This is a genomic window from Pseudonocardia cypriaca (assembly GCF_006717045.1).
GTDB classification, from domain to species: Bacteria; Actinomycetota; Actinomycetes; order Mycobacteriales; family Pseudonocardiaceae; genus Pseudonocardia; species Pseudonocardia cypriaca.
This window is the reverse complement of the sequence record NZ_VFPH01000001.1, coordinates 2525970-2536535: the sequence shown is the minus strand read 5'-3', so window position 1 is coordinate 2536535 and position 10566 is coordinate 2525970. Positions and strand designations below refer to the sequence as shown.

Sequence of the window (10566 nt, the reverse complement as noted above, 5' to 3'; positions counted from 1 at the left end):
GCATTGCACGGTAGGAACCAGTTCGCGGGACCGGAAACAGATAGTCGGGATGGATGGCATCAACGCCGTCTATGCGGGGGCGCCGCTCGGGCGAACCCGCCGCCGGTAGAGCTCCGCCAGCAGCCCCACCACGTCCGTGGCCGCCGGATGCGGGTCGTCCCGCCACCACACCAACCGCACCGGGACCGGCGGCGCGTCGCGCAGCCTGCGGAAGACGACGCCGTGACGCCGGTACTGGGTGAGCGTGCTCTCCGCGGTGACGCCGACGCAGCGGCCGCTGGCGATGACCGCGAGCCAGTCGTCGACGTCGTGGATCTCCTCCACGGCTGGGCGCGCGCCGGGCGGCCAGAGGTCGACGGTGGTGGTGCCGGTGTGCGGGTCGACCGCGAGGGTGCGGTCGCCCAGCTCGGCGAGGCGCAGCCGGCGGCGCCGGGCGAGGCGGTCGTCCGCCGCGAGTGCGCAGTAGCGGGCCTCCAGGCCGACGACGGCGCCGGCGAACCGGGCGGGATCGAGCCGATCCGGGCCGGACGGGGTGCGCACCACCGCGATGTCGCAGGCACCTTCGGCCAGTCCACCGGTCGGGGTGTTGGTGCGCACCAGGTGCAGCGAGACCTCCGGGTGCTCCGCCGCCCACCGCCGTTGCAGCTCGACGGTGTGCTCGCCGAGGGCCGCCCACGCGTGGCCGAGCCGGAGCCGGGTGTGGCCGCTGCGCGCCTCGGTGGTGAGGTCGTCGACCTCGGCGAGCACCCGCCGGGCCCGGGCCAGCACCCGCTCCCCCGCCGCGGTGAGCACGACCTCCCGGCTGGTGCGGCGCAGCACCCGCACCCCGAGGGCGTCCTCGAGCGCGGCGAGCGCGCGGGAGACGGACGGCTGCGTGACGCCCAGCGCCGCGGCGGCTCCGGTGAACCCGCCCGCGTCGACGATCGCGACGAGGCAGCGGAGGTGACGCAGCTCGACGTCCATACGTCCAGCGTATCGAGAAAGCAGTGGATGCATTTTGAGAATGAGCGGTCGGAGCGCATTCTGGCCGCATGGAAACCGAGATCCGGTCGCGGCAGACGGGCAGCGCCGCCGGCGTGGGGTTGATGCTCGCCAGCAGCCTGTCGAGCCAGACCGGGGCGGCCGTCGGCGCGTTCGCCTTCGACGTCATCGGGCCGGTCGGCGTGGTGGCGGTACGGCAGTGGGTGGCAGGCGTCGTGCTGCTGGCCGTCGGGCGGCCGCGGCTGCGGGCGTTCACGCGGCGCCAGTGGTTGCCGGTGCTCGGGCTCGCCGCGGTGTTCGCCACCATGAACGTCTCGCTGTACACGGCGATCGACCGCATCGGCCTCGGGCTCGCGGTCACGCTGGAGTTCCTCGGCCCGCTCACCGTCGCCGTGGCCGGCGCACGGCGCCACGTCACGTTGGGCTGTGCGGTGCTCGCCGCGGCCGGGGTCGTCCTCCTCACCAGGCCGCAGCCGTCGAGCGACTACGTCGGCGTCGGCCTCGGGCTGCTCGCGGCGCTCTGCTGGGCGATCTACATCCTGCTCAACCGCACGGTTGGCCGGCGGTTGCCGGGCCTGGAGGGGTCGGCCGCCGCCGGTGCCGTGTCGGGCCTCGTGTACGTGCCGATCGGGGTCGGTGTCCTCGTCGCGCATCCGCCGACCCCGGCCGCGCTCGCCTGCGCGGCGACCGCCGGTGTGCTGTCGTCCGCCGTCCCGTTCCTCGCGGATCTGTTGGCGCTCCGCCGCGTCCCCGCTCACTCCTTCGGGCTGTTCATGAGCCTGAGCCCCGTGTTCGCCGCCGCCATCGGCGCCGTCGTGCTCGGCGAGGCGCTCGCCCCGCTCGACTGGCTCGCCATCGCGCTCGTCGTCAGCGCGAACACCACGGCCGTGTTACTCACGTCGCGCACAGCTCGTTGACCTACTGTGCCGGCCATGGACGTGGCGGCACCTCCCGGCCTGACCTCGGCCGAGGCGGCCGCGCGGCGTAGCGCCGGCGAGGCGAACACGCCCGTCAGCAGCACGTCACGCACCTACGCGACGATTCTGCGCACCAACGTCTTCTCCTTCTACAACTCGATCCTGTTCGTCATCGGCGCGGCACTCCTCGCGATGGGCCGCTACAACGACGCGTTCGTCAGCGTGGGGCTGGGCCTGGTCAACGCCGTGATCAGCGCGGCGCAGGAGATCGGGGCGAAGCGGAAGCTCGACGGGCTGCAGCTGCTCGACGCGGCGCAGGTGGTCGTGGTCCGCGACGGCGCCGACGTGCCGCTGGCGCCGGCCGAGGTCGTGCGCGGCGACGTCGTGCGGGTGCGGGCGGGCGACCAGATAGTCGTGGACGGACCACTGCTCCCGGGTGGCTGGATCGAGGCCGACGAGTCCCTGCTCACGGGCGAGTCCGAGCCGGTGGTGAAGGAGCCGGGCGACGACCTGCGCTCCGGGACCCTCTGCGTGGCCGGGGAGGGGTACCAGGAAGCCCGTGAGGTGGGCGCGGCGAGCTACGCGGGCCGGCTCACCGCCGAGGCGCGCCGGGTGACGACCGACAAGACCCCGCTGCAGCGCCGGATCGACTTCGTGGTGCGGCTCGTGATGGCGCTGGTCGTGCTGATGAGCGGGGCGATCCTGGCCCAGGCCGCGCTGGAGGGGTTCACGCTGCTGCGCGTCGTGCAGATCACGGCGGTGCTGTCCGGGCTGGTGCCCTACGGCCTGTTCTTCCTCATCACGCTCGCCTACACCCGGGGGGCGGCCCTCATCGCCCGCCGGGGGGCGTTGGTGCAGCAGGTCAACGCCGTCGAGTCGATCAGCCACGTCGACGTCGTCTGCACCGACAAGACGGGCACGCTCACCACCGGTCGCCTGACGCTGAAGGAGATCGAGCCGCTCGGCGGGAGGGACGCCGCGGAGGTGGAGGCCGCGGTCGGGTCGTTCGCGCGCACGGCCACCACCCCGAACCTCACCACCGTCGCGCTGGCCGCGAACCTGCCCGGCACGGCGTGGGAGGTCCGCGACGAGGTGCCGTTCGCATCCTCGCTGCGCTGGTCGGGGGTGGTCACCACGGACGGCGCGTGGGTCCTCGGTGCGCCGGACGCGCTCGCTCCGCAGCTGAGGGGCACCGACATCGGGGCGTCCGTCGTCGGGCGCGCGTCGATGGGCCTGCGGGTGCTGGTGCTGGCCCGCGCCACCGACCCGGACGCCGGCCTCCGTGACGGCGACGGGCGCGCGGCGTTGCCATCGCTGGAGGCGGTCGGGATCGTCGCGCTGGCCGACGAGCTGCGTCCCGAGGTGGCCGAGAGCATCCGGCGCTTCGCCGGCGAAGGCGTGGCGCTCAAGGTGCTGTCGGGTGACGACCCGCGCACCGTCGCCGCGCTCGCGTCGCAGGCGGGCCTGCGGGCCGGCGTCCCGGTCGCGGGCGCCGAGCTCGACGCGCCGGACGATGCGGCGCTGGACCGGCTGGTCGCGCGGACCACCGTCTTCGGCCGGGTGGCCCCCGAGCAGAAGGAGCGGATCGTCGCGTCGCTGCGCCGCCAGGGCCACCACGTCGCCATGATCGGCGACGGCGTGAACGACGCCCGCGCGCTCAAGGGCGCCCACGTCGGGGTGGCGATGCGCAGCGGGAGCGCCGTGACCCGCGACGTCGCCGACGTCGTGCTCCTCGACGACTCGTTCGCCGCGCTGCTGCCCGCCAGGGCCGAAGGCAGGCGCATCATCGCAGGCGTCGCGGCGTCGATGTACGTGTTCCTGACCCGCGTCGCCACGCAGGGCGTGGTGATCCTCGCGGTCACCATGCTCGGGCTCGGCTTCCCCTACTCCCCCACGCAGGTCGGGCTGACGCTGCTCACGGTCGGCGTCCCGACGCTGTTCCTCACCCTGTGGGCCCGGCCCGTCCGGCCCGACGAGCGGCTGCTGGGCAACCTCGCCCGGTTCGTCATCCCGGCCGCGCTCGTGACGGCTGCGTTCGGCACCGCCGTCTACGCCTACCTCTACAAGGTGGTCTCGCAGGGCTTCAGCACCGGACGGACGCCGGAGGAAGTGATCAGCGAGTTCGAGCGGTACACCGGCCTGTCCTACGGGACCGACACGGACTTCGCCGACGCCGCTGCCACGATCGGCGCGCAGACGGGCCTCTCGACGTTCGTCGGGCTGGCCTCGTTCGTGCTCATCCTGTTCCTCTTCCCGCCCACCCGGTTCTTCGCCGCCTGGACCCGGCCCACCGGCGACCGGCGCCCTGCGGTGCTGGTCGCCGTGCTCGTCGTCGCGTTCGCCGCGGTGCTGTTCGTGCCGGCGCTGTCGGACTACTTCGGGCTGACGGGGCCCGCGCCGCCGGTGTTCCGCGCCGTCCTCCCCGCGCTCGCGCTCTGGTTCGCCGCGTTGACCCTCGTGTACCGCCTCCGCCTGCTGGACCGCGTCCTGGGCCTGGACGAGCTCCCTCAACCCAGCCGGCGGCCCGCGTCGGGTGGGCGCACGTGAGGTCCCGCCCCGTCTGCCGCCCTCGTCGACGGCACCATCGCCGCCTCGTCCAGCTCCACGCCGATGCCCGCGCGCTCGCCCAGCACGATCGCGCCGTCACACACCTGGAGGTCGGTGTGGACGCCGAGCGGGTCGTCGAGGTCCTGCAGCTCGCAGGCGATGAGGTTGGGCACCGCGGCGGCGGCGTGCACGAGCGGGTTCGGCGTGCCGCCGACGGGGCTGACCGGCAGGTCGTGCGCGTGGGCGAGCACCGCGACCCGCAGGAAGTGGGTGATCCCCCAGACCGCGCCTGCCTGCACGACGTCCACGCCGCCCGCGGCGAGCAGCGGCCGGTACTGCTCGAGGCCGGTGAGGTTCTCCCCGGTCGCGACGGACGCGCGGATCCCCCGGCTGACGGCGGCGAGCCCCTCGGCGTCCCAGCGGCGCACCGGCTCCTCCACCCACGTCAGGTCGAGGGTCCGCTCCAGCTCGGCGACGTGGCGGACGGCCTGCTTGCGCGACCACGTCTCGTTCGCGTCGAGCATCAGCGCCGGACGCCGGACGCCTGCGTCGGCGAGCACGTCGCGCACCAACTCCAGCCGCGCGCGGTCCCGCTCGACGTCGAGCCCGCCCTTGAGCTTGGCCGCGGTGAGGCCGTGCTCGGCGTAGCGCTTGTGGAGCGTGCCGAGCTCCTCGTCGGACAGGGCGATGTCGATGCCCGACGCGTAGGCGGGCACGCGGGGCGAGCGCGCGCCGAGCAGCCGCCACAGCGGTTCGCCCGCGGCCTTGGCCTTGATGTCCCACAGCGCGGTGTCGAGCGCGCCGATGGTGCCGAACACCGCGCCGCCATGGCCGGCCTTGAAGACGCGGTCGAGCATCCGGTCGTAGAGCGCGGTGACCGCGCGCGGGTCCTCGCCCTCGATCGCGGGGAACACGCGGTCCAGCTCGGGGTGCGGGCCCAGCCCGACGCCGGTGATGCCCGCATCGGTATCCACCAGCACGATCGGCGTCACCGTCACGCCGTCGGCGATGACGCCGTTGGCGTCGCCGAGGGGACGCCCGCGTTCGTGCACGGTCGTCAGCGTCCGGTATCCGGTGATACGCACGTTCAGCCCTTCGTCGATCCGGCGGTGACGCCCTCGGTGATCTGGCGCTGGAAGACCAGGTAGACCAGCAGCAGCGGGACGGCCGCGATGAGCACCCCGGCGGCGAAGGTCGGGATGTCGGAGGAGTACTGCCCGCGCAGGGCGGTGATGCCGACCATGAGCGTGCGGTGGTCGGAGGACTGCATCACGAGCAGGGCGACGAGCACGTCGTTCCAGCAGTACAACGCGTTGAGGATGGCCACCGACACCAGCGCGGGACGCCCGAGGGGCAGCATGATCCGCCGGTAGACGCCGAACGGCGAGTTGCCGTCGATGCGGGCGGCCTCGACGACGTCGCGTGGGATACCGGCGTAGTAGCTCGTCATCAGGAAGATCGTGAACGGCAGGAACTGGCTCACGTAGGCGAGCACGAGCCCGGGGTAGGTGTCGAGCAGGCCGGTGTCCACGAGCACCCGGAAGAACGGCACCATGATCACCTGGAACGGCACGAGCAGCGCCCCGAGGCACCCGGCGAACAGCAGGCGGCTGCCGCGGAAGCTCAGGTGGCTGAACGCGAACCCCGCCATCGAGCCGATCACGACGAGCAGCAGCACCGACGCGGCCGTGACCAGGAGCGAGTTGACGAAGTAGCGGTCGAGCCCGGAGCGCGTCCACGCGGTGGCGAAGTTGTCCCAGCCGAACGACCCGGCCGGCGCGAACCGGTCGAGGACGTACTCGCGCCGCGACTTGAACGCCACGTTGGTGGTGAAGACGATCGGGTAGATCGTCGCGATCGCGAGCAGCACCATCGGTACGGCGATCACCCAGCGGCCGATTCGTGGCAAGTCACACCTCCCTCGTCGCGCGGCGGAGGATCCGGATCTGGGCGGCCCCGATCACGATCATCAGCACGAACAGCACCATCGACGCCGCGGCCGCGAGCGCGGGCCGGTTCATCTCGCCCTGCTGCACCCAGATGTAGAGCTCGGGGAGGTACGTCGAGGACCCGGGCCCGCCGCCGGTCATGACGTACAGCAGACCGAACATAGAGGTCAGCATCCCGATCATGGTGGTGACCACCACGAACTGGATCGTCCGCGACAGCCCGGGGACGATCACGTGCCGGATCGTCTGGGCCAGGTTCGCGCCGTCGACGCGGGCGGCGTCGAGCAGCGATCTGTCCAGCGTCGCGAACCCGGCGAGGAAGATCACCAGGGCCATCCCGAACGTGGCCCAGATGTGCACCCCGACGACCGAGAGCATCGCGATACGCGGGTCGCCGAGCCACTCGACCGGGCCGAGCCCGGCCGCGGCGAGGAGCGCGTTCACCGGCCCGTCGATCGCCAGGACGATGTCGAAGATCGCCCCGATGATCACCGGCGACAGGACGACCGGGAAGAAGTAGACGCTGCGGTAGAAGCGGTGCCCCGGCACGCGCAGGAACAGGAACGTCGCGAGCAGCCCGGGTACGGCGACGGCGACCGGCAGCAGCAGGATCAGCAGCCCGACGTTGCGCAGCGCCGAGCCGAACACCGGGTCGCGGAAGATCTCGACGTAGTTGCCGACGCCGATGAACCGGCCGTTCAGCTCGCCGTCGCCGGTGAGCGAGAAGTTCGCGCCCAGCAGCAGCGGGTAGAAGCGGAAGACGGCCAGCACCAGCACCGCGGGCGCCACCAGCAGGTAGGGCCACGCCCGCTCGGGCACCACCCAGCGGCGAGCTTCCGCCGGCTCCGCCGAACGAGCGGGGGCCGGCGCCGTACCGACGGTCATGCCGCGTCGGCCGCCGCGAGCTGGCGCACCGCGTCGTCGACGGTGACCGAGCCGGACAGGAGCTCCTGCGACAGCCGGCCCATCAGGTCCTGGGTGCTCGCCGACAGCGCCAGGTGCAGCGCAGGCTTGCCGGTGGGCAGGTCCGAGACCAGCCGGCCGAGCACCGGACCCGCGTCGGAGGTGTCGACACCCGGATCCGAGGGCACCGCGCCGGCACCGGTGTAGAAGGCGCGCAGCGCCTGCGGGTCGGTCAGGGCCTTCACGAGGTCAGCGGCCAGCGCGGGATCGGCGGTCCACTTCGTGACGCCGTATCCGATGCCCCCGTCGAAGGCCAGCGTGGGCGCGGCGCCGTCGGTGATCGTCGGCGCAACCGTGACTCCCAGGTCGGCTCCGAGGAACTCGCCGAGGTCCTTCCAGTTGCCGACGTCGGAGATGAGCCCGATGACGTGCGCGGCCCGGCCGCCGGAGAACACCGAGAAGGCGTCGTTGAACAGGGCGGTGGAGTTCACGCCCGGGTTGTTGTAGCCGGCGTCCTCGAACTGCTTCCACAGCTCGAAGATCCGCTTCACGTTCGGGGAGCTCCAGTCGCGCTCCCCCGCCAGCCAGGCGTCGTACTCCTGCGGCGTGAGGATGCCCGGGCCGAAGGCCGACATGAAGAACTGGATGCCGTAGCCCTCCTTGTTGCCGGCCGCGAAGCAGCTGGTGCCGGTGCGCTCCTCGAGCGCCGCGCAGGCCGCCTGCAACTCGGCCAACGTGGTGGGCGGGTGCTCGGGGTCGAGCCCGGCCTGCCGGTAGAGCGCCTTGTTGTAGTAGATCGGCATCCCCTGCAGCGTCACGGGCGCGGCGAGGGTGGCGTCTCCGGACCGGAAGGCGTCCCAGCCGGTCAGCCGCTGCTCCTCGGCTCCGAGGTAGGGGTCGAGGGGCACGAGCGCGTCGGCGCGGTCGCGGATCTGCCCGCCGCCGTTGAACAGCACCACGTCCGGGCCCTGACCGGCCTCGATGGCCGTGCCGAGGAGCGTGTAGTACTGCTCGTAGGGCTGCGCCACGAACTCGACCTCGGTGTCCGGGTGCTGCGCGGCGAAGGCCGCCCGGGCGGCGTCGAAGTAGCCGGCGGTGGTCGCGTCGCCGGACTTCCAGTCCCAGACCACGAGCTTCTTCCCGTCCCCGCCGCCCTGCGGCAGGGATCCGGTGCCGGCTGCGCCGCCGCACGCCGACAGCGCGACGGCCGCGACGAACCCGACGGTCGCTGCGAGTACTCGCCTCATCGCGATGCCTTCCTCGTATGGGTGAGCGAAACGTAATTCGTATGACGACTGATGTCAACGATGGTGCTGGGGTACTGTGCGGCCACGCGACCGGAGGAGGAACGGATGGCGGCCGCACCCGTCGACGGGGACGCACCGGCCTGGACGCGCCGGCCCGCCGGGCTGTCCCGCGCCGTCGCCACCGAGCTCGTCCAGCGGATCGTCGCGGGCACCTATCCGCCAGGGAGCACCCTGCCGACCGAGCCCGCGCTCTGCGAGACGTTCTCCGTGAGCCGCACCGTCGTCCGCGAGTCCGTGAAGATGCTGCAGGAGAAGGGCCTGGTCCGGGTGCGCCAGGGCTCCGGCACGGTGATCACCGATCCGGACTCGTGGCACCTGCTCGACGAGCAGGTGCTCGCCGCCAGCATCGGCTCGGAGCGCGACTCGGGGATCCTGGACGACCTCGTGGTGACCCGGCGCCTGCTGGAAGCCGACATGGCGTTCGTCGCCGCCCGCACCATCGACGAGGCCGGGCTGACGCGGCTACGCGAGCTCGTCGACCTCATGGACACCCTCGTCGCCGACTGGCCCCGCTACAAGCCGACCGACGTGGCGTTCCACGACGTGATCATGCGGGCGTCCGGCAACCGGATCGCCCGCGGCGTCGTCCGCGCACTGGAGTCGCAGGCCGCCGACACCGCGCGCTACGTCGGCCAGCCCGACACGGACGGCTGCATCGCCTCCAACCGCGGGCACCGCGAGATCTACGAGCGCATCGCGGCAGGCGACGCGGAGGGCGCGGCGGCGGCGATGACCCGCCACATCACGGACGCCTGGCTGGCCCGCCGCGGCGACACGAAAGGCGCGGCGCGTCTGGAGCGCTGAGCGGGTTCCGACGAACGGCGCGTTCGTCGGATAGGTTCCGACGAACGCGCCGCTCGTCGGAAGAGCGCTCTTTCCACCTCGCACCTCGTGCATCCACAGATCTGCGGTTCGCCTGGTCTCGGCCTCGATCCGGCCGCACCGTGAGCGCATGCCACGGCGCCGCACCGATGTCCCCGACCTCGACGACCTCGTCGCCTACCGGGGCGGTCTCGTCGTCCTCGTGCGCGACCTGGTGGAGCTCGGGCTGCACCGCGACACCATCGCGTACCGGTGCCGCCCGGGCGGCCCGTGGCGCCGGCTGGCGCCCGGTCTCGTGCTGTTGCGAAACGGGCCGCCCACTCGGGACGACCGCCGTCGAGGCGGGCTGCTGCATGCCGGGCCAGAATCGTTGATCACCGGCCTCGACGCTCTCGAGCTGCACGGGCTGGAGCGGGCGCCCCGGCCGAGCGGGCCCGTACACCTGCTCGTACCCACCGAGCGTCGGCGCAGCGGGTACGGGCTCGTGATGATCGAGCGCACGGACCGGCTCCCGGCGCGGGGTCCCGGACGGTTACCGGTCGCACCGCTCGAACGTGCCGTGATCGACGCCGTGCGCCGGATGCGCGAGCGCGACGTCGTGCGCTCGATCATCGCGGAGACGGTGCAACGAGGCCTGCGCTCCCCGGCCCAGCTGGCAGCTGAGCTGGAAGCCGGAGCGCAGCGCGGTTCCCGGCTTCCCCGCGAGGTTCTGTGCGAGGTGCGTGCCGGGATCCGGTCCGTCGCCGAGGCGAAGGCCCGGGCGCTGCTGCAACAGTCCAGGGCGCTGCCGCCGGTGGTGTGGAACGCGGAGATCGTCGACGAGCACGGACGGTTCATCGCGAAGCCCGACGCGTGGTTCGACGGCGTGGCGATGGCCTGGGAGATCGACTCGCACGAGTTCCACCTGAGCCCCGCCGACCACGCCGCCACCCTCGCGCGCCGCTCGGCGATGACGGCCGCCGGGATCCTCGTGGTGGCCACCGCACCCAGCCGCATCACGCGCGAGCCCACCCTGGTGCTCGGGGAACTGGAACGCACCCACGCACAGGCGGCAATGCGTCCCCGCCCGAGGCTCTACGCCCTTCCGAGCGTTCCGACGAGCGGCGCGTTCGTCGGATAGGTTCCGACCAACGCGCCGTT

At 72.7% G+C, this 10566-nt stretch carries 9 protein-coding genes; 4 read left to right on the top strand and 5 right to left on the bottom strand.

Annotated elements, in window-relative coordinates; genetic code table 11:
* Window positions 1-69: 69 nt before the first annotated feature.
* Window positions 70-963: a LysR family transcriptional regulator gene (locus FB388_RS12130; RefSeq protein WP_142100406.1), complete on the bottom strand. Its 894-nt coding sequence runs from the start codon at window positions 961-963 to the stop codon at window positions 70-72.
* A gap of 68 nt (window positions 964-1031) precedes the next feature.
* Here FB388_RS12130 and FB388_RS12125 point away from each other — a divergent pair, with 68 nt between their 5' ends.
* Both FB388_RS12125 and FB388_RS12120 read left to right on the top strand, forming a co-directional pair.
* Window positions 1032-1898, top strand: a complete 867-nt coding sequence (locus FB388_RS12125) for an EamA family transporter (protein ID WP_142100404.1) — start codon at window positions 1032-1034, stop codon at window positions 1896-1898.
* A 15-nt stretch (window positions 1899-1913) separates the two neighbouring features.
* Window positions 1914-4445: an HAD-IC family P-type ATPase gene (locus tag FB388_RS12120; protein WP_142100401.1), complete on the top strand. Its 2532-nt coding sequence runs from the start codon at window positions 1914-1916 to the stop codon at window positions 4443-4445.
* On the opposite strand, the gene FB388_RS12115 is transcribed toward FB388_RS12120, so the two are convergent.
* Genes FB388_RS12115 through FB388_RS12100 form a run of 4 tightly spaced genes read right to left on the bottom strand, consistent with a single transcriptional unit; the run spans window position 4406 to window position 8544 of the window.
* Window positions 4406-5530, bottom strand: a complete 1125-nt coding sequence (locus tag FB388_RS12115; protein WP_142100399.1) for a mandelate racemase/muconate lactonizing enzyme family protein — start codon at window positions 5528-5530, stop codon at window positions 4406-4408. The genes FB388_RS12120 and FB388_RS12115 overlap by 40 nt on opposite strands.
* Window positions 5531-5532: 2 nt before the next feature.
* Window positions 5533-6354 (bottom strand): carbohydrate ABC transporter permease, encoded by an 822-nt coding sequence (locus tag FB388_RS12110; RefSeq protein WP_170225583.1) that lies wholly within the window; start codon window positions 6352-6354, stop codon window positions 5533-5535.
* A 1-nt stretch (window position 6355) separates the two neighbouring features.
* Entirely contained in the window at window positions 6356-7279 is a 924-nt protein-coding gene (locus tag FB388_RS12105; protein WP_142100397.1) for a carbohydrate ABC transporter permease, read from the bottom strand.
* Window positions 7276-8544: an ABC transporter substrate-binding protein gene (locus FB388_RS12100; RefSeq protein WP_142100395.1), complete on the bottom strand. Its 1269-nt coding sequence runs from the start codon at window positions 8542-8544 to the stop codon at window positions 7276-7278. Before FB388_RS12100 ends, FB388_RS12105 begins: the two co-directional genes overlap by 4 nt.
* Window positions 8545-8649: 105 nt before the next feature.
* On the opposite strand from FB388_RS12100, the gene FB388_RS12095 reads away from it, so the two are divergent.
* Complete coding sequence (locus FB388_RS12095) at window positions 8650-9408, top strand: FadR/GntR family transcriptional regulator (RefSeq protein ID WP_142100393.1); 759 nt, start codon at window positions 8650-8652, stop codon at window positions 9406-9408.
* A gap of 148 nt (window positions 9409-9556) precedes the next feature.
* On the top strand, window positions 9557-10546 hold the full coding sequence (locus FB388_RS12090; RefSeq protein WP_142100391.1) for a hypothetical protein: 990 nt from the start codon (window positions 9557-9559) through the stop codon (window positions 10544-10546).
* The last annotated feature ends 20 nt before the right edge of the window (window positions 10547-10566 follow it).

What these genes read in the sequence shown, in the direction of transcription:
- FB388_RS12130 (WP_142100406.1), bottom strand. Translation starts at nt 963, where the DNA reads ATGGACGTCGAGCTGCGTCACCTCCGCTGCCTCGTCGCGATCGTCGAC.
- FB388_RS12125 (WP_142100404.1), top strand. Translation starts at nt 1,032, where the DNA reads ATGGAAACCGAGATCCGGTCGCGGCAGACGGGCAGCGCCGCCGGCGTG.
- FB388_RS12120 (WP_142100401.1), top strand. Translation starts at nt 1,914, where the DNA reads ATGGACGTGGCGGCACCTCCCGGCCTGACCTCGGCCGAGGCGGCCGCG.
- FB388_RS12105 (WP_142100397.1), bottom strand. Translation starts at nt 7,279, where the DNA reads ATGACCGTCGGTACGGCGCCGGCCCCCGCTCGTTCGGCGGAGCCGGCG.
- FB388_RS12100 (WP_142100395.1), bottom strand. Translation starts at nt 8,544, where the DNA reads ATGAGGCGAGTACTCGCAGCGACCGTCGGGTTCGTCGCGGCCGTCGCG.
- FB388_RS12095 (WP_142100393.1), top strand. Translation starts at nt 8,650, where the DNA reads ATGGCGGCCGCACCCGTCGACGGGGACGCACCGGCCTGGACGCGCCGG.
- FB388_RS12090 (WP_142100391.1), top strand. Translation starts at nt 9,557, where the DNA reads ATGCCACGGCGCCGCACCGATGTCCCCGACCTCGACGACCTCGTCGCC.